Here is a 15,216-nt window from a genome sequence, read left to right as displayed (position 1 = left end):
CGTTGAGCACATCGCGATAACGGTTGCGCAGCTTGTACAGATCGGCAGTCAAGTTCACGGCGCGCTCGGTCTTCTGCTGGCCGGCAGCAGCCGGGCCCGACGCCTGCGTCTCCACGTCGGCCTCGCCACCCAGCGCCTCGACCAAGTCGGCCAGCATCTTGGCCAGCTCGCCCGCCATCAGGGCGAAATCGCTGTCGAAGCGCTCGTCGTCGTTGCGCGTGGTACTTTCTTTGATAATTTCCAGCGGCTTGACTGACTTGATGGCCAGGCTCTCGTCCAGCACGAAGCTGATCTTGTCGCTCCAGGTCATGGCCAGGCGGGTGCACTGCTTGCCGGCGGCGATGTGGCGACGGATATCGTCCGCTTCCAGTGTGTGGCGCTTGTATGCCACCTGGGCCTTGCTTTCGCCTGTGGCGCGCATGATCGCGTCCTGGTCGACCGTGAAGCCAGCCGGATCATCGCCCGTTTGCAGCCATTCCGTCATGGCACCGACCGGCGAGCGCTGCACGCGCAGGCTTTCCAGCGGCAGCTTGTCGACGGATTTGAGCAGCAGCTTGATCACTTCATCGGCCTTGGCCGGGCTGGCCGCGTCCACCACCAGCCAGCCGTTGACCGAGTCGATCCACACGGCCGTGGTGCTGAGAATGGCGAACGCGCGCGGTAGCAGCTCGTCGGTGACGCGCTCTTTCAGTTCCTTCATGGCTTTCTTGCCGGGCGCGAAGCCTTGGGCTTCTTCCATTTCCAGTGCGCGGGCGGCGGCCACCTGGTTGATCACTGTCGATGGCAGCAGCTTCTTCTCGGTTTTAAGTTGCAGCAGGAACTGGCCGCTCACGGCGTGCACCAGCGGCGCGCCGGCGCCGCGAGGTGCGGCCCAGCCCTGGCGTACCAGGTCCATGCTGGTGGCCGGCGTGAACTGGTGCGGCGCCAGCGCCTGCTCGAGCAGGGCGGCCGTCATGGCCCAAGCGGCGGGCAAGCGGTAAATCTGCAAATTCTTGAAAAACATGGCGGCTGCTCGCTTAATCGTTGTAAGGGAATGTAGTGTCGAAGTCTTCGGCTTCCGCGTTTGCGTCGATGATCAGGCGGGTCTTGGCCGTGTACATCTGGAACAGGCGCTTTTCGAAATTGAAGAGCGGTCCGACGAAAATCTTGTTCTTGATGTCGGTGCCACCGAGGCTGAGCGCCCACACCTCACCGTCTCCCCGGATGCGCAGGTGGATGGCGCAGGACGAGTGCCGCCTTTGGTTTGGGTCTTCATCGATTGAAACATCCAGGTAGTCATCACAGTTTTCGCTGCGGTTGATGTTCAGTGTGAATTTCTCGCCGCGCAGCTCATGCGCGTTCCACGCGTCTTTCTTGCTTTCGATGAACTCATCCAGCAGCGCTTGCAGCGTGATGGAGTCCGGCACCGGCTCCAGCAGTTCGGCAATATCCTTGTCCAGTTTCTCGGTGAATTCCGTGGACATGACAGCGCCGACGCGTTTCTTAATAATGTCGCCTACCAGTTGGCGATATGACGGCAGGTCGATTGTGTCCAGGTCGATTTCGATCAGGGTGCCAATCTTGGCCTTGAGCGCTTTGCCGAAGTCGCTGTAATCACGCAGGTGCTCGTTGATGCCGGCGGTGACGGCCGCGCCGATTTGCTTATGAATTGCTTCCTCGATGGCGCCGGATGCGACCACCTTGTCAAACGCTGCCGCTACCGCCTCTTTCAACTGATCCATGATCTTCTCCGTTGCTGCTGCTGGCTTTCATGTGAATGCCAGCAGCTGGTTAATTACGTTTTCCAGGTCCTGCCTGGTGTATTTGGTCAAAATCCGGGACAAGATCACGTCGATGGTCGCGCTATACAGCGCCTCGAACTCGATCTCGTCCATCTGCGAAAACGAAATGCTTTTCGCCTCCAGACGTACTTCGCCCTTGAGGTTCACCGTCGATTCGAAGAAGCCGGCCAGGATCGCTATGTCTTTCCGGAAGCGCTCCTTGTTCTTCGCCACTGGCTGGCCCTGGTAGGTCAGGCCGCCGCGGGGTTCCCACTGATCAAAGGCGAAAGTCACCAGGGCGAAGTATTTTTTGTGAAACTGGTAGTTCCGCACCTTCTTGAAGTCGGCGTGCATCAGCGCGCCGGCCTTCATCTTCTGGATGAAATCGGCCGCCGCCTCGTCGTGCGGCACGAGGATGTTGGCCATTTTCATGAGCACGATTTCTGTCAAGGCGGTGCTCCCGCGTGGTGCCGGGCCATCACACCGCTGGCGCCAGGTCAGCCGCGTCGATCACGATGCCGCGGCAATACGGCTCGCCGTCTTCTACGATTTCGAACGTGGCGTGCGGCACGTCGGTGCGGTAAGTCCAGCTGTAGCCGTCTTCCTTGGCCCACAGGGCATCCACGGCGCGCACCTGCGGCGCCCGGGCGAAATAATCCTTGAGTGCATCGTCGTCGTGCTGGATATCCTCGCGGAACGGCAGCAAGCCCTTGGCGTCGATCAGCGCGATGGTCGGGGCTTCGCGCTCGTCGTTCACGAAGCCACGGAACTCCATCAGGTCGTCGCTGGCGCCAAAGATCACGATCAGGCCGGCGGCCTTGGCCTGCTGCTCTTCTTCCTTGACCATTTCGCGGCCGTATTCGCGGCCCGTCAGCAGGCCGGCCAGCAGTTCCTTGCTCAGCTTGACCGGCGCCAGCTCGACGGCCGGCGTGCCCTTGTTCGTGTACGGGTGCTTGTCGGTATGCGGCTTGATGTGCGCGTAAAAGTGCTTGCCGATGGATTCGGCGCCGGCGAAGGCGGCATAGTCGGTTGCCGTGACGTTGGCGTAGTGGTACACGTCCGCCGGCGCGCCCTTGCGGAAGAACTGCACGGCCAGGGTCTCGGTCGCCGGGCAGTGGCCGATGGCGGCAATCTGCGAGGATTGAATGGCTTGCAGGGTGATTTGTGGTGCTGCGACTGCTGTATTCATTGGTTTCTCCTGGTGGTGGGCGAGGTGGTGTTTATGCTGCTTTGGTGTTCAGGGCAGCGTACTCAGCGGCAAAGTCGAACTTGGCCAGGCGTTCGATGGCCTCGGCTGCCGTCAGGCCGAACTGCTCGAACATCACATCGAGGATGTCGCTGTCGGATGGGTAGAGGTCATCGGCAGCGGCGTCGAGCAGGTCAGGTGCTGGCGCTGGGCGGCTCGGGGCTGGGACAGGTGCGGCGGCGGCCGGCGCGCGGCGGGCGACAATAGGGGCGGTAGGTTTGGACGCTGCAACTTGGGCGACCGGCTCGGCGGCGCGCTCGGCAGCGATCAGCGAGGCTTGCTCTGCCAGCCGGCGCTGCGTGTCGGCTGCCGCGCGTTCGCGCTCGACCTGCGCTGCCTCAGCTGCCAGGCGGTCCGATTCGACCTGGGCCAGCCGGATCGTCTCGGCGGCTGCCTTTTCTGCCTTGACGCGCTCCTCTTCCCGGATCCGTGCCCGCTCGGCTTCGGCCTTCGCTTCCTCCGCGCGCTTGTGGTCCGCGATGCGGGTGGTGATGACGAGCTGGAAGTCTTCCATGGGCTTGCCGATGATGTTGGCCATGTCCATGAACAGGAAACCGTAGGTAGCGGCGTGTTCGCGGCACCAGGCCTGCTTGGCGCGGTAGTCGGCGGCTTGTGTGTTGGCGGCGATCTTGGCATTGGCCAGCGTGGTGCTGACGGCATCGCGCAGGCTGCCCAAGGTGCGCTTGTTTTTCATGGCGCCTGCAAAATCCGGCTGGGGCTGCTGCAGGCGCAGCGGCGTGATTTCGGTTTCGAGCGCGGCGATGTGGGCGGTGAAGGCGTGCCGGCCTTCGTTCAGGATGGTTTCTTTGATCTGTTCCTTGCGGGTCTTGACCAGCTTTTCCAGCTCCAGGCGTTTGGCGCGGAACTGCGCTTTGATGTGGTCGACCGTGCGCATTACTTCGTCAATGGTCGCGGTCTGTGCCAGGGCAGCAGCCTTGGCCAGTTCCAGCTTATCTTCAGCCTCGCCGCAATACTTGACGGTGTTTTCGGCATTGGCGAAGTCTTCGTCGGTTTCCAGTTTGGTGTTGATTTTGGCAATGAACTTTTCGGCGGCGGCCTTGTACGCCACCAAGTTGCTGCTGACGACTTTACCTTCGGTCTGGACGACCAGGGCGGGCAGGGCGGCGATAGGCTCGGCCGCTGGCTTCTCGGCAATGTCCACCTGTGTGTAATTGGCGACGTCGATATCGAACTGCTCCCAGCCGGCGACGATACGCGCGAACCAGGCGGTGTCCGGATACACCCACATCCAGACCATGTTTTCATCGGTGCCGTCGGACGTCATGAACAGCCACTTCTCGGCGCCGGTCACCATCAGCTGCTGTTGGACCTGCGGCTGGTGCTCTTCTGGCAGCACGTTGGCGCGAACCGATGCCGCCAGCTCGGTATTCCATTGCTTATGCTCAAAGCCGATGGTCTCGGCCATGTTCAGGCCGTCGCACGAGGCGCTTTCGCGGCCCAGCGACAGGGTGGCTGGATAGAGTTCGTCGCCGATGATGCGTTCGGCGAACGGGCGTGCCAGCGCTTCGACCTCGTGGCCATAGTCCAGGATGTTTTCCTGCACCCAGTCGCTAAATTCCTTGGCCAAGCCGGTGGCCTTCATGCGCACCAGTTCGCTGCGGGTGACTTTTTTTGACAGGCCGAGCATCGCGGCCGCCTCGCTGGCGCCGTGGTGGTCGAAGCGGAAAGCGTGCCAGTCGTCGCTGCCCTGGAGCAGGTTGTGGATTTCGCGGGTGAGTGTGTTTTCGCGTTGCATGATGTGTCCTCGGTGGTTTTATTGTTGGTTGTGGCGATTAGTCGTTTTCGTGCGCCCAGCTGTCGATTGTCATTTTTTGCGCCTCGGTGAAGGTCGCCCGGGTGCTGAGCATGGCAATCAGCTGCGCCGGCGTTTTCTTCTTGCTGTGGATGGTCTGGCGCCATTCCGGCGTTTTTTGCTTGAACAGTTCGTCAGTGCATTCCGGTAGCTGATCGATGGTGCGGTCATCTGCAGCTGGCGCTGCCGGCGTGATGTCGCGCATTTCGCGGTTCGTTTCTTCAAGCTCGTCGGGCGTATAGACGCCCAAGATCACGTCAGGGGCGTACAGCCGGCTCCAGCGCTTCACAGCGAGGTAGGCCAATTGCTGGCGCGGGTCGGTCGCCCAGAGCGGCGAATTGCGCACGGTGGCCTGGACCAGCAGCAGTTCGAGATAGCGCGGCTCGCTTTCGCCGCGCAGCGTCGCCCAAATGCGCACGCCGCAGCCTTCTTCGTCTTGCATGGGATAATCCGGAACGCGGTATTGATAAGCTTTTTTGTAGTCTTTATCGCCTGGCTTGCCCTTGGCAGCCGCCTCGCAGACGCGCGTTTTGCCAATGATTTTTTCCCACGTCCCGAACCATTCGTAATTGAACCGGTCGCGGGTGACGCCGCTGGACTGGATGGCCGCGTTCACCAACTGCCCTTCGTATCCGAGCGTGCCGTTCACCAGGTGCGTCTTTTGCGCCACTGCGAAGGGATTCATCTTCCACTGCATGGCCTGCATGACGACAGCAGCGCAGTCGGCCGAACTTCCCTTGAGGTGATCCGGGATGGTTGAGCGGCCCTTGGCCATGATGTCGGCCAGGCGCATGATGCTGTCCATGCTCGCAACATCAAGGATCAGGGAGGCGCTGCTGGTGCTTGCGACGGACAGGTCACCCTGACCGTACTGCGCTGTTTGCAGGGCCGTTTGACCCTCTTGGGTTGCTGCATTCATGACTTTTTCCTTGTGAGTTTTATGATTTCTGCCTTCAACAGCGCCAGGCGGACGGCGTAGACGATGGCGTGGCCGGCATGCCAGTTGCGCAGGGCCTGGCTGGCCACGTCGATCACGGCTTGGCTGACGACGTCCACTGCGCCTCCCGGCGGGCGCGGCCCAGGCGCTGCACGCGCGCGGCGGATGCGTCCAGGTCGATCAGCGCTTCGATCTGTGCAGTGATCAATTCCTTGCGCATTTCTTCGAGGCCGGCCAGTTCGCGGCGCACGCCGGCCAGGCGCATCTTGTTCATGCTGTGCTGGTGCTGCGCCTGGTAGTGGCGGTGGGCGGCCAGCAGGCGATGGAAGAGGGCGATCATGGCGCGACTCCATCCGAGTAAAAGCCGCTTGCGCAGGTTTCCAAAAACTTGCGGCCATTTGCGGAGACTCGCGGCGCGCCAGATTCGGCGCTATCGAGAATGTCTTCGAGCCAGTCGTCCTGTTTGCTCGTCAGGCACAGTTCAAAATTCCGCTGCATCTGGCGCACCTTCGCGATAAGGGCCAGCAGATCGTCGGTGGCCACGGTTTGCTTTCCGCTTCCATCGGGATCGCAAACCGCAACTGCCCGGGCGCACATCGCAACATCGAACCAGCCGATGTGGCACTCGTTCACGTCGCCAATCCCCAGCGAGGCGGCCAGCCATGCGTAAGCAGCATCCCGCGTCATTTCGCCGCTTTGCCACATGGGGTTAAACGCGTCCTTTGCTTGTTTCCGCGCTCGACGCAAGCGCGCATCGGCGAGCGTGCCCAGCGGGATTGCCGTAAAAGGATGCAGGCCCACGTAGCTGTCGCATTCCTTGCACGTGCATTTGTAGACCCAGGGCCACTCGCCAAACTGGCGGCCGGCGTAAATCGCGCTGTTATTGATTAACTCGACGGGTGCCCCGCAGTTCGGGCATTCGGTCGGTGCTGGCAATGGGTTCTTGACACGCGCCACGGCGCGGCGCGATGGGTTTTGTGGCGTGACCGGGCCACTGCGAGGTTTGAGCATGCCAATCTCGATCAGCGCCTTTTGCATGGCGCCGATCATGGCCGCACCATTGCCGTGACGCCCAGGGCGCCGTCGTCGTAGGCGGCATCGATCAGCGCGGCCAGATTGCCGATGGCGGCGAAGCTGTGCACCGTGCTGGCGGTGCGGATGGTGATGATGTAGCTCATGCTGCACCTGCTGGGTGCATTGCAGCTGCGATGCCGGCGTCCTCGCCGACCACGTAGCGCCCGGTCGTGCGGCCGCAGAACGGGCAATGACTGGCGACGCAAGGCATTTCTTTGCCCTTGGCGCTTGTGAAACCCTTGCCTGTGCCACGGATGCGGAACGGGATGTTGATCGTGCTGAGCAGCCCCATGTCGTCCGTCATGGCAAAGCCGGTGGCTTGGCATTCGACTTGGATGTCGCTGCCGGCCTTGGCCACGATGAATGGCGAGCTGGCCAGGTTCGTTTCGATTCTTTTGACGCAGTCGCAATTCATTGTTCTGCTCCTCTGGTTAATTGGTTGCTGGCGACCCGAGAAAATCCGTCGGGCGTGTGATTCCTGCGGCTGGTGGGCCGCCAACACATGACCATCGAGAATCCCTCGTGGGACGCCGACACCAGGTGATTAATCTGGCCGTACCTGCTCGGCAATCACCCCGGCAGATTCGATGGTCATGTCTTGGCCGCCGGTTACGCCGGCGAAACGGGCCAGGGCGACTGGCCGGGGTGAAATTAGGCTGCCGACACCTGCGAAGGGCGGAAGCGCTGGCTTTGCGTCGAGCCGTCCAGCAGCACTTCCAGGAAGTCGCCGCGCGCGCCTGGGTGCGTCTGCACGAACTTGCCAGGGCGCGCTGCCGGGTCGGTCTTCGTGCCTTTCACATTCACCTTCTGGTTTTCATTGAAATTCGACATGCTGTATTTCCTTCAAGGTTGGTTGCGGCGCCGGGCTTCCCCGGGCGCCTGATCCTCACGAAGATCAATCGGGGCATGCTGATCCCACAGGGCATTTATCCGGCCCGCCGGCCTGTCCCGCCTTGAACTACGGCGCGGGCGACCGCTAAACCTTTGCCAACTCGGCAGACCAGCCCAGCTCGCGGCCATAAAACGTGCCGGTGCAAGACGCCATACGCGCATCTACTCGCGCCAGCTCATGCGCCTGATTCGGACTTCCTGCCCAGGCTGTTGCCTTAAAATTCCCATCCTCAAACTTGATCGACACGTTGTACTTGCGCAGCGTTGCGCGCGCCGGTGGGGCGGTGAACAGGCCGGGCAGGGCGTCACGGGCGCTCATGGCGATTAGCCGCGCGCTGGGATTGCGATTGCCGGGATCACTTCGCCGTGGGCGACGAGGACCGCTTCGAGTGCTGCGAGTTCGGCGGGGCTCATGCTGCACTCCGGGCTGCATCACGCTTTGCAACAAATTCACCCAGCGAGCGACCGTCGGCCACAGCTTGGTCATACACAGCACGGCTGATGCGGTTTTCCACGAAGAGGCGCGTGCATGCCTTGATGTCACCTTTGGCGGCATTGGCCTTGATCAGTGCGATTGCTTGGGTGCGGGACATGTCGTACTCCTGTGTTTGCTTTCGATGAATGAAGTATTACACATATTGTGTATTCATAGCAAACAGTTTGTGTAATTATTTTTTGTGTCGGGAGACGATAGGATTTGACGGACGAAAAAAAGCCTCGAAACGTCGAGGCTGGTATGTTTGCTTAGAAGGGCAGTTCGGGTGGCGGTGGCGGCCGGTAGGTTTGCCATTCGATCTCGTCAGCGTTGATCTGGTTGATCAGCGGCCCAATATCGAAGGTGGCGTAGCTGCGGGAGAAGCCGCCGACACGTTGCGATAGCAGCAGGATGGGGAGGGTAGGGAAGAACAGTTGCGCACGCACCAGCGCGGCCGGTCCAGTGCTGGGCCAGGTGTGTTCTGGCTCGACCTGGACCACGGCCAACTGGATTTGCTTAATCTTGATGATGGCGGCGCATAGTTGCATTTATGCATTATGCTTTGAATATTGCCAATTTGGAAGTTATTGGGAATGCGAGGGCATTAATGAGCCCGCGCACGGCGGCTGCCTTAAAGAAAATTCGACAGAAAGTTATCGCACGCCGCCATGAGAGGAACATGCACCTTGCTTATCTTTTGAATGGGAAATCCATCCATCTTTGCAGGTAACGGTGTCGCTGTCATCAATGCCGCCACCGCCGCAGCCGCTCAATGCGACAGAGGCGGCCAAGGCGAAGCTAAGGAAAAGGGCGTTCATTTCGTCCCGGCCTTGCCAGTCTCGGGATTGGTATTGCCCTTCGTCGACCAGTTATTTGCCGAGGTGTCATCCTTGGTCGAGCGGTCATGTCCTTTGACGACCGTGCCATCTTTCTTTGTATAGCCGCCGACATGTTCGTGCGATGCTTTTGCACCCGTTCCAGTTGCGGCTTTGGCGCTGTGGCCAGATGGACTTGCGTGGCCGGCCGAATGTCCACCCCGTGCGAAGGCTGGCAAGGAAAGAGTTAGGGAAACTGCCAGTGCTGCAACCAATATTGCTTTCATTTTTATTCCTGGTGCGGCATAGAGGCGTGCCGTTTCGCTCATCAAGTATATGTGAAATTAGCAATAGGAAATATATTCAATAATTGCGGTGACAGGCGGAAAAAAGCCCGCGCGAGGCGGGCTGATATTCAGGGCTTGGCAGCAGGCGCCGGAAGCACTTGAGGCGGGGCGGTAGTCGTCGGCGGCGCTGGCTGTGCGTAGATCACGACCGGCGCTGGCGCAACTGACGCGGGCTTCGGCGCCATATTGTTAATTACCAGCACTATTACGGCAATCCCAACACCAACCAGGCCAGACACGATGGCGATGACTCTTGAGAGAGTATCCGTGGTGGCCTTATGTATATCCGCCGTCGTTTTGTGAAGTAGTGACTCAAAGCGCGCGAAATTTGCATCGAACTTGGCATCCATGGCCGCCATGCCAGTGGTAAGTTTCACGTCCAGAGAAGCGATTCGGGCATCCATCCGAGTCTCAATGACTTCCAGTCTTCCATCCGACTTGGCCGCAGCCGTCTCCAGCCGCTGATCGAGGCTGTCGCTCATCGCTTTCAGTCGGGCGTCAATGTAATCCTTATCTGTTGTCGCGCTCATAGTGTCTTTCTTCTCATGATTCGCGGTTGCCTCAATGTCAATCAGTCGGAACCCTGTTTCTTCGAAGTGTACATCATTTGAAGAAGGATTCTGGTATATGGTTCGAAGGATCTCATCTGTCCGTACAGTGTATGTCATGTGGCGACTTTCTTGGCGGCCTTCCACTGAACGATGATGCCCAATGCATGCTGACGAATGTAGCCACAGTTGTTGCAAGCAACCCCCATAGTGGGAATGTTTGGAGGCGGGATTGAAAACGCCCCACTCTTCGAAAGAGCGATCAATCCAAAATTCATATTTGGCGCTGATAAAATTCCCCAGCCATTTGTGCCACAAGAAGGACAAGCGTGGCTTTTAACTCTTTCTTGTAAAAATAATTTGAAGTCATCTTCAGTAACATCTGCAAAATTGAGCTTTCCAGATTCTGCTGGCCCACTTTTTTCTTCGCTCATATAAGTTCCGATCCATTTCCTCAACGCGAAATTGAGAATTGTTAAATTTCTTGAAATCGCGATTACACTATTGTTAGATGCTCATACCTACGAATTTAATGCAATTTTTAAGAGATCATTTAATCAGCCTCACACCCGACGCCGGCGAAGCAATCCCTATCAGCCTACCTTTGCGGTAGAACATGATCTCCCGCGCAGCGCCACCGAGGCACGCATCCATATCCGCATAGGTCGTGACCATCTGCAGGCGCTTCGCCTCAGGCTGCTTCTCGATTGCGTAGACCCAATGCACGGCAAGGTGATCGCCTTCGATGTGCCACTTGGCAAATTCTCGGATGCCGAACTGTACGTCCTGAGCCGCTTCTTTGTTGCAGGACTGTTGCGTACGCATGGATACAGGAACTGGCTGCTCACTGACTGCTGGGCCTGTGAAGTGCGGATTCTTCGTACTGCTGACCAGCTTGCAGGCGTCGGCCGGCACGGCCTGGCTGACGGTGTAGACGCGACCAGATGCTACGTTCGTGCATTGCCAAGTCTCAGCGTGGGCCACCGGCGCAAGCATTGCGCCGAGGACGAATATCAAGACCTTCATTTATAGCCGATCCTTGAAATTGCGCGCCTCGAAGCGCACGACGCGACCGATGACGTCGCAATCACCAGGGCGACAAGGCTCTTGCGGGAAGTCTGGATTTTCAGATGTTAGATACCACTCGCGGCGCTCATATTTGAGGCGCTTCACGACCGGCTCTCCCTTGAAATTCAGCGCAAATACGCTGCCGTTCACCCGATTCTTGTCAGTGACGTTCACGACAACTACGTCCCCCTCGAACATCAGCGGTCGCATGCTGTCGCCCCTAACTTTGATTGCCAGCAATGCGCCTGGTGCCAAGTCTCGCTCTTCCAGCCAAAGGCGCGGGATATGGAAGTGGCCGCCGTCCTCGAATATGTGATCTGCTCCGAAGCCCGTAATTCCGGCGCGCACATGCTCTGGCACCATGCGAATGGCGACCGTGGAAGGTGCCATGCTTTCATCATCGGTTACGGGACTGCCGTCGGCAATATGGGATGAGCTGTCGAGGCCCAAGAGCTGATCTGTGGTCAGACCCAAGGCGCGTGCCACCGGCACAGCTTTGCCAACAGGCGCTCCGCGTGATTTCCAGTTCGTCAATACAGCGGGCGCAATGCCCAGCGTTTCGCGCAGCCATTGCTGGTCTTTTTGGAGTTCCACCAGTCGCGCTTCAATGCGCTCCCAAGGAATATTGTTTGCCTTTTTGTTCATCATCAAAGAATAGCTAAACATTCACAGAGTGTGTTACACAAAATGTTTGATCGAAATACACAAGTCGTGTAATATGATCTTCATGAATCCACTAGATAAAGCAATCCAGTTGTGCGGCGGCCTTTCAGCCTTGGCCAAGGAGATCGACGTCAGCTCCGCACGGCTCGGCAATTGGCGCTTGCGCAGTGTGCCCATCGAATACTGCCTCGCTATCGAAACGGCAACCGCAGGGGAGGTTTCCCGCAAAGATCTGCGCCCTGACGACTGGCACAAGATTTGGCCTGACTTGGCTGCTGCGTCCACACCTCGCCGCGCCACTGACTCGGTCCCAGCGCCAGGCCACGTCGGCCGCCAGCCTCCGACTACCAACGCCATCTCCGACACCGTGCCTGCGCGGGCCGCCGTCGGCATCGACGTGGGCGCCAAGCCATGATCCGCGTGATCCCAATTCCCCCGCCGCGCCCGGCGGATGACTTCGTGCGCATCCCTCTGCTCGAACCGCACCAGTTGCCGCGCGGCGTACAGCTTGAGGAGTGCGCATTGCCAGCCTGCGAGCGCCCACCGTAAAACAGCACCAAGTACCAACCTGTATTTCGCTGCACCCAAACCCTGTAACACCGACCACCAGGAGAAAACCATGAAACAGAAGCAAAAACGCACTGCGCTCGTCAAGGGCTACATCACGGACGACAACAAGGATGCCTTGCAAGCCGCGTGCACTGCGATGCGCAAGAGCGTCAGCGATGTGCTGAACGAATGCACGATCGTAATCATCCGCAATCACCTGGACGCCAGGCCGAAACGGAATGATACGCCGCCGTTTTCCAGCGGAGCTAGGCCCAAATCAATAAATAACAGGGCCCAGATTGTGCCGGCACCGCGCCCGTGCTTTGGCGTCGTCCCGCGCGTCGTGCGGATGCGGGTTTAACGGCATGGAGGCAGCTATTGAATAAACAAGCCGAGGTCACAGCCGAGGAGAAGGAGCTGATCTTCCAGCGTTCGATGATCTACCGCCAGGCCGAGAAGGACCTGCAGGGTGCCAAGGACGGGGAGGGCGAGAGCGCGGCGAAGGCCGCGCACAAGGAGGCGCGCCAGAAATGGCGCGATGCCACCGACAGGGTGGCGAAGAAATATGAGGTGCCGCGGCGCGAGCCGCCATAACGAACCCGCACCCGACAGCTACAGCATCGCATGGCCGGAATCGGCCACTTTAATCACCATCAATTAGGAATATGACATGACGCAAACAACTGCAATCAAGCCGTACCGTTCGCTGGACGACGCCCACGGCAACAACGAATTGCTCGACATGCTGCTGGCCAAGGGCCCAAAGAACGACGCCGCCCTGGCCCGCGCGCTGGAAGTGGCGCCGCCGGTGATCTCCAAGATTCGCCACGGCCGCCTGCCGGTCGGCGCCTCGCTGTTGATCCGCATGCACGAGGTGTTCGACGTGTCGATCAGCGAGCTCAAGCGCATCGCGCGCTCTGAGGTGACGGTTTGACCTGGACGACCATGCAGCGGGAAGGCGGCGCGCCGGCGCAGGCCGAGCAGGGCGCCCAGCAGCAAGAGCACGTCGAGCGCGAATTGCCGGTCGACCCAGGCCATGTCCGCACGCGCCAGCACTACGAAGCAATGCTGCGGGAACTGCAAGGCCAGAAATGAAAAAAGCCCGCTTGCAGGCGGGCTTCCTTGAAACGCTATAAATCCGCGAAAGAATTTATGGACCAAATTGTACAACAGAAAAGCATCAACATCGCAGACACGGTGATCACTACCGATCAGGCTGGGCGCTTTTGTCTCAACGACCTTCACAAGGCCGCAATGGCAAGCGGCAAGGCAACCGATTCGCACCGCCCAGGGAATTTCCTCAAAAGCCCAGGTGTCGAGGCGTTTGCACAAATTTTGAGCGATGCTACGAATATAGCATCGGTCGAAACGATTCGTGGCGGCCCAAGGCAGGGGAGCTATGGCGTGGAATTAATTGTGCTGCGCTATGCGGCATGGATCGATCCTGAGTTTGAAGTTCAGGTATATAAATCGTTCCATTCCGTTGCCACGGGCCAGGCGCCGACCGCGCCCAAGGCCAGCGCAATTTCGCCCGCCAAGGAATTCCGCGCCATCTTCGGCATCGCTCGCCTGATCGGCCTCGACAAGAACGCTGCGGCCATCAGCGCAAACCAGGGCACGGCCGCCCTGACCGGCGTCAACATGCTGCAGCTGATGGAGCGCACGCACCTGGCCACGCCCAGCCAGGAGATTTACTACACACCTACGGAACTGGGCAGCCGCTTCGTCAAGAGCGCAAAGGCCTTCAACCAGCTGCTGGTGCAGGCCGGTTTGCAAGAGAACATCGCCGGGCACTGGGTGCCGACGAAGAAGGGCCGGGAGCACGCCTACGTGATGGACACGGGCAAGGCGCACTCCAGCGGCACGCCCATTCAGCAAGTGAAATGGCGCGATTCTGTCCTGGCGGAGGTGGCATTGTGACTGGCCAAGCTGACGATCGCGCGCGCCCGACTTTTGGCGTAAATAAGACGAAGCGCCGCCGTTCTGGCATCACGCTCCCTAAACAGGGCTCCCGCTCGTATGTATTGCTGCAGGCGATGCTGGCCGGGCCCGGCACCTTCTACCAAATCTGCGAGCGCGCGGGCTTCGATATCGAAGAGGCGGGCATAGAGCACCGCTTGCGCATGATCTTCTCGCGCTTCATCCAGGGGAATGTGCGCCTGGCGGGCATTCGCTACGTACTGAAAGACGCCTCGCGGGCGGCGCTGCTGGGCGCCGAGCCGGAACAGCCTGGCCAGGCGGCCACTCCACACTTTCGCGGTACTGTGGGCGCAATGCCTGTCGTGGTCGTTCGCCGGCCTGCGGCCGAGGTGCGCCCATGAAGCCAATAATGTTTGCTTGTTTCTCAAAAGCCCGTACCGAGAAAAAATATGCCGCTAACGGAAAAAACGTGGCAATTGTCGAATGGGAAAAGTTGCTAACCGGTGATTTCGTCAACACCTTGATTGAAAACAGAGAGCGCTTTAGCGCCGCTATTTCGATGGCTTTCGCAAAATTGAATTTGGAACATGGGATCGTGCAAAGGAGAGGGTATCGTTTCCCAATCTTCACCCAGCACCAAAAAGTAATCAAGTGCCTCAATCATGGAATGGAGCCCGCTTACCATTTTGAAGGCACCCAGCTCATGCGCAGGCACCATTTCCAAGGCGCTTCGACATTGCCTAAGCACTGGAATAATAACAATCCAAGTGACGTGAAATTTAGTTTGGTCGCCATCCCGCGCGGCTTCTTTGAGATTTTTAGTTGCTTCTATCAGTTGCTCATTGGCGCGGACAAGAAGGGCAGAAACTGCAGAAGCTCGGCGGGTCATCACGCGATTATCAGATTCGGCGAGAAGGCGAGCGGAATGTGCATTCTGCCTGCTCATCACGAATATCGCCACTCCCAATGCAGCGATGGAGCCGATCGCCTGAACCCAGCCAGGCCAGCTATCTTTCGTCAGGCCTGCATAGTTGCCAATGAACCCGGTAACTACCGCTCCCGCCACCAGTCCGATACCAAGAAGTACATGGGATTTCTTCACGAGTGCAT

The 15,216-nt window shown here is 59.1% G+C and carries 27 protein-coding genes and 1 pseudogene; 7 read left to right on the top strand and 21 right to left on the bottom strand.

The features are described from left to right. Positions 1-106: 106 nt before the first annotated feature. The 20 genes and pseudogenes from C8C92_RS17185 to C8C92_RS17095 form a co-directional block, all read right to left on the bottom strand. Positions 107-1,003 (bottom strand): annotated as a pseudogene (locus C8C92_RS17185) (recombination-associated protein RdgC); the annotation flags it as partial. 13 nt (positions 1,004-1,016) lie between these two features. Beyond that, entirely contained in the window at positions 1,017-1,721 is a 705-nt protein-coding gene (locus C8C92_RS17180) for a hypothetical protein (protein WP_116744721.1), read from the bottom strand. Between the two features lie 27 nt (positions 1,722-1,748). Further along, positions 1,749-2,198, bottom strand: coding sequence for a DUF1367 family protein (locus tag C8C92_RS17175; protein WP_279340960.1), 450 nt, complete (start codon positions 2,196-2,198; stop codon positions 1,749-1,751). Between the two features lie 40 nt (positions 2,199-2,238). Continuing rightward, entirely contained in the window at positions 2,239-2,949 is a 711-nt protein-coding gene (locus C8C92_RS28055; RefSeq protein WP_207781022.1) for a KTSC domain-containing protein, read from the bottom strand. A gap of 31 nt (positions 2,950-2,980) precedes the next feature. Beyond that, positions 2,981-4,762 (bottom strand): YqaJ viral recombinase family protein, encoded by a 1,782-nt coding sequence (locus C8C92_RS17160; protein WP_116744719.1) that lies wholly within the window; start codon positions 4,760-4,762, stop codon positions 2,981-2,983. A 37-nt stretch (positions 4,763-4,799) separates the two neighbouring features. Continuing rightward, positions 4,800-5,738: a RecT family recombinase gene (locus tag C8C92_RS17155; protein ID WP_116744718.1), complete on the bottom strand. Its 939-nt coding sequence runs from the start codon at positions 5,736-5,738 to the stop codon at positions 4,800-4,802. After that, on the bottom strand, positions 5,735-5,875 hold the full coding sequence (locus tag C8C92_RS27530; RefSeq protein WP_165829471.1) for a hypothetical protein: 141 nt from the start codon (positions 5,873-5,875) through the stop codon (positions 5,735-5,737). The genes C8C92_RS17155 and C8C92_RS27530 overlap by 4 nt, the downstream gene beginning before the upstream one ends. Continuing rightward, positions 5,851-6,096: a hypothetical protein gene (locus tag C8C92_RS17150; RefSeq protein WP_116744717.1), complete on the bottom strand. Its 246-nt coding sequence runs from the start codon at positions 6,094-6,096 to the stop codon at positions 5,851-5,853. The genes C8C92_RS27530 and C8C92_RS17150 overlap by 25 nt, the downstream gene beginning before the upstream one ends. Continuing rightward, positions 6,093-6,806, bottom strand: coding sequence for a zinc-finger-containing protein (locus tag C8C92_RS17145; RefSeq protein WP_243420257.1), 714 nt, complete (start codon positions 6,804-6,806; stop codon positions 6,093-6,095). Before C8C92_RS17145 ends, C8C92_RS17150 begins: the two co-directional genes overlap by 4 nt. Next, a complete protein-coding gene (locus C8C92_RS27965; RefSeq protein WP_256267347.1) occupies positions 6,803-6,934 on the bottom strand; it encodes a hypothetical protein in 132 nt (43 codons plus the stop codon). Before C8C92_RS27965 ends, C8C92_RS17145 begins: the two co-directional genes overlap by 4 nt. After that, positions 6,931-7,245 carry a hypothetical protein gene (locus tag C8C92_RS17140; RefSeq protein WP_116744716.1) on the bottom strand — a complete coding sequence of 105 codons (315 nt, stop codon included), beginning with the start codon at positions 7,243-7,245 and terminating at the stop codon, positions 6,931-6,933. Before C8C92_RS17140 ends, C8C92_RS27965 begins: the two co-directional genes overlap by 4 nt. A 236-nt stretch (positions 7,246-7,481) precedes the next feature. Continuing rightward, positions 7,482-7,661 carry a hypothetical protein gene (locus tag C8C92_RS17135; protein WP_116744715.1) on the bottom strand — a complete coding sequence of 60 codons (180 nt, stop codon included), beginning with the start codon at positions 7,659-7,661 and terminating at the stop codon, positions 7,482-7,484. Between the two features lie 145 nt (positions 7,662-7,806). Beyond that, positions 7,807-8,040 (bottom strand): hypothetical protein, encoded by a 234-nt coding sequence (locus C8C92_RS17130; protein WP_116744714.1) that lies wholly within the window; start codon positions 8,038-8,040, stop codon positions 7,807-7,809. 91 nt (positions 8,041-8,131) lie between these two features. Continuing rightward, complete coding sequence (locus tag C8C92_RS17125) at positions 8,132-8,314, bottom strand: hypothetical protein (protein WP_116744713.1); 183 nt, start codon at positions 8,312-8,314, stop codon at positions 8,132-8,134. A gap of 151 nt (positions 8,315-8,465) precedes the next feature. After that, positions 8,466-8,744, bottom strand: coding sequence for a hypothetical protein (locus C8C92_RS17120; RefSeq protein WP_116744712.1), 279 nt, complete (start codon positions 8,742-8,744; stop codon positions 8,466-8,468). A gap of 266 nt (positions 8,745-9,010) precedes the next feature. Beyond that, positions 9,011-9,298: a hypothetical protein gene (locus tag C8C92_RS17110; RefSeq protein WP_243420256.1), complete on the bottom strand. Its 288-nt coding sequence runs from the start codon at positions 9,296-9,298 to the stop codon at positions 9,011-9,013. Between the two features lie 128 nt (positions 9,299-9,426). Continuing rightward, the gene (locus tag C8C92_RS17105) at positions 9,427-10,026 is read right to left on the bottom strand and encodes a hypothetical protein (protein WP_116744710.1); all 600 of its coding nucleotides are present in this window, start codon (positions 10,024-10,026) and stop codon (positions 9,427-9,429) included. Continuing rightward, positions 10,023-10,340 carry a hypothetical protein gene (locus C8C92_RS27285; protein WP_133250785.1) on the bottom strand — a complete coding sequence of 106 codons (318 nt, stop codon included), beginning with the start codon at positions 10,338-10,340 and terminating at the stop codon, positions 10,023-10,025. The genes C8C92_RS17105 and C8C92_RS27285 overlap by 4 nt, the downstream gene beginning before the upstream one ends. Before the next feature lie 115 nt (positions 10,341-10,455). Next, positions 10,456-10,932: a hypothetical protein gene (locus C8C92_RS17100; protein WP_116744709.1), complete on the bottom strand. Its 477-nt coding sequence runs from the start codon at positions 10,930-10,932 to the stop codon at positions 10,456-10,458. Then, a complete protein-coding gene (locus tag C8C92_RS17095; RefSeq protein ID WP_165829470.1) occupies positions 10,933-11,622 on the bottom strand; it encodes a S24 family peptidase in 690 nt (229 codons plus the stop codon). It abuts the gene before it with no gap. A gap of 43 nt (positions 11,623-11,665) precedes the next feature. Here C8C92_RS17095 and C8C92_RS17090 point away from each other — a divergent pair, with 43 nt between their 5' ends. From C8C92_RS17090 to C8C92_RS17065, 7 genes are all read left to right on the top strand, one after another. Beyond that, a complete protein-coding gene (locus C8C92_RS17090) occupies positions 11,666-12,052 on the top strand; it encodes a YdaS family helix-turn-helix protein (RefSeq protein ID WP_243420255.1) in 387 nt (128 codons plus the stop codon). A 204-nt stretch (positions 12,053-12,256) separates the two neighbouring features. Beyond that, a complete protein-coding gene (locus C8C92_RS17085; RefSeq protein ID WP_116744707.1) occupies positions 12,257-12,547 on the top strand; it encodes a hypothetical protein in 291 nt (96 codons plus the stop codon). Positions 12,548-12,564: 17 nt separating this feature from the next. Continuing rightward, positions 12,565-12,780, top strand: a complete 216-nt coding sequence (locus C8C92_RS17080) for a hypothetical protein (protein ID WP_071077715.1) — start codon at positions 12,565-12,567, stop codon at positions 12,778-12,780. A gap of 76 nt (positions 12,781-12,856) precedes the next feature. Further along, on the top strand, positions 12,857-13,120 hold the full coding sequence (locus tag C8C92_RS17075; RefSeq protein WP_116744706.1) for a helix-turn-helix transcriptional regulator: 264 nt from the start codon (positions 12,857-12,859) through the stop codon (positions 13,118-13,120). Next, complete coding sequence (locus C8C92_RS27525) at positions 13,117-13,281, top strand: hypothetical protein (protein WP_165829469.1); 165 nt, start codon at positions 13,117-13,119, stop codon at positions 13,279-13,281. Before C8C92_RS17075 ends, C8C92_RS27525 begins: the two co-directional genes overlap by 4 nt. A 27-nt stretch (positions 13,282-13,308) precedes the next feature. Further along, entirely contained in the window at positions 13,309-14,106 is a 798-nt protein-coding gene (locus tag C8C92_RS17070) for a KilA-N domain-containing protein (protein ID WP_207781021.1), read from the top strand. Beyond that, the gene (locus C8C92_RS17065; protein WP_133250784.1) at positions 14,103-14,507 is read left to right on the top strand and encodes a hypothetical protein; all 405 of its coding nucleotides are present in this window, start codon (positions 14,103-14,105) and stop codon (positions 14,505-14,507) included. The genes C8C92_RS17070 and C8C92_RS17065 overlap by 4 nt, the downstream gene beginning before the upstream one ends. 95 nt (positions 14,508-14,602) lie before the next feature. On the opposite strand, the gene C8C92_RS27280 is transcribed toward C8C92_RS17065, so the two are convergent. Next, positions 14,603-15,208 carry a hypothetical protein gene (locus tag C8C92_RS27280; RefSeq protein WP_133250783.1) on the bottom strand — a complete coding sequence of 202 codons (606 nt, stop codon included), beginning with the start codon at positions 15,206-15,208 and terminating at the stop codon, positions 14,603-14,605. Positions 15,209-15,216 lie beyond the last annotated feature (8 nt).

The sequence above is a fragment of the Janthinobacterium sp. 78 genome, from assembly GCF_003096775.1.
GTDB lineage: Bacteria > Pseudomonadota > Gammaproteobacteria > Burkholderiales > Burkholderiaceae_D > Janthinobacterium > Janthinobacterium tructae.
The sequence above is the reverse complement of the archived record's forward strand: the minus strand, read 5'-3'. Positions and strand labels throughout refer to the sequence as shown.

Excerpts from the sequence above, each read along its gene's own strand:
- C8C92_RS17180 (WP_116744721.1), bottom strand. The coding sequence starts at position 1,721 with ATGGATCAGTTGAAAGAGGCGGTAGCGGCAGCGTTTGACAAGGTGGTC.
- C8C92_RS28055 (WP_207781022.1), bottom strand. The coding sequence starts at position 2,949 with ATGAATACAGCAGTCGCAGCACCACAAATCACCCTGCAAGCCATTCAA.
- C8C92_RS17160 (WP_116744719.1), bottom strand. The coding sequence starts at position 4,762 with ATGCAACGCGAAAACACACTCACCCGCGAAATCCACAACCTGCTCCAG.
- C8C92_RS17155 (WP_116744718.1), bottom strand. The coding sequence starts at position 5,738 with ATGAATGCAGCAACCCAAGAGGGTCAAACGGCCCTGCAAACAGCGCAG.
- C8C92_RS17150 (WP_116744717.1), bottom strand. The coding sequence starts at position 6,096 with ATGATCGCCCTCTTCCATCGCCTGCTGGCCGCCCACCGCCACTACCAG.
- C8C92_RS17145 (WP_243420257.1), bottom strand. The coding sequence starts at position 6,806 with ATGATCGGCGCCATGCAAAAGGCGCTGATCGAGATTGGCATGCTCAAA.
- C8C92_RS27965 (WP_256267347.1), bottom strand. The coding sequence starts at position 6,934 with ATGAGCTACATCATCACCATCCGCACCGCCAGCACGGTGCACAGCTTC.
- C8C92_RS17140 (WP_116744716.1), bottom strand. The coding sequence starts at position 7,245 with ATGAATTGCGACTGCGTCAAAAGAATCGAAACGAACCTGGCCAGCTCG.
- C8C92_RS17135 (WP_116744715.1), bottom strand. The coding sequence starts at position 7,661 with ATGTCGAATTTCAATGAAAACCAGAAGGTGAATGTGAAAGGCACGAAG.
- C8C92_RS17130 (WP_116744714.1), bottom strand. The coding sequence starts at position 8,040 with ATGAGCGCCCGTGACGCCCTGCCCGGCCTGTTCACCGCCCCACCGGCG.
- C8C92_RS17125 (WP_116744713.1), bottom strand. The coding sequence starts at position 8,314 with ATGTCCCGCACCCAAGCAATCGCACTGATCAAGGCCAATGCCGCCAAA.
- C8C92_RS17120 (WP_116744712.1), bottom strand. The coding sequence starts at position 8,744 with ATGCAACTATGCGCCGCCATCATCAAGATTAAGCAAATCCAGTTGGCC.
- C8C92_RS17110 (WP_243420256.1), bottom strand. The coding sequence starts at position 9,298 with ATGAAAGCAATATTGGTTGCAGCACTGGCAGTTTCCCTAACTCTTTCC.
- C8C92_RS17105 (WP_116744710.1), bottom strand. The coding sequence starts at position 10,026 with ATGACATACACTGTACGGACAGATGAGATCCTTCGAACCATATACCAG.
- C8C92_RS27285 (WP_133250785.1), bottom strand. The coding sequence starts at position 10,340 with ATGAGCGAAGAAAAAAGTGGGCCAGCAGAATCTGGAAAGCTCAATTTT.
- C8C92_RS17100 (WP_116744709.1), bottom strand. The coding sequence starts at position 10,932 with ATGAAGGTCTTGATATTCGTCCTCGGCGCAATGCTTGCGCCGGTGGCC.
- C8C92_RS17095 (WP_165829470.1), bottom strand. The coding sequence starts at position 11,622 with ATGATGAACAAAAAGGCAAACAATATTCCTTGGGAGCGCATTGAAGCG.
- C8C92_RS17085 (WP_116744707.1), top strand. The coding sequence starts at position 12,257 with ATGAAACAGAAGCAAAAACGCACTGCGCTCGTCAAGGGCTACATCACG.
- C8C92_RS17075 (WP_116744706.1), top strand. The coding sequence starts at position 12,857 with ATGACGCAAACAACTGCAATCAAGCCGTACCGTTCGCTGGACGACGCC.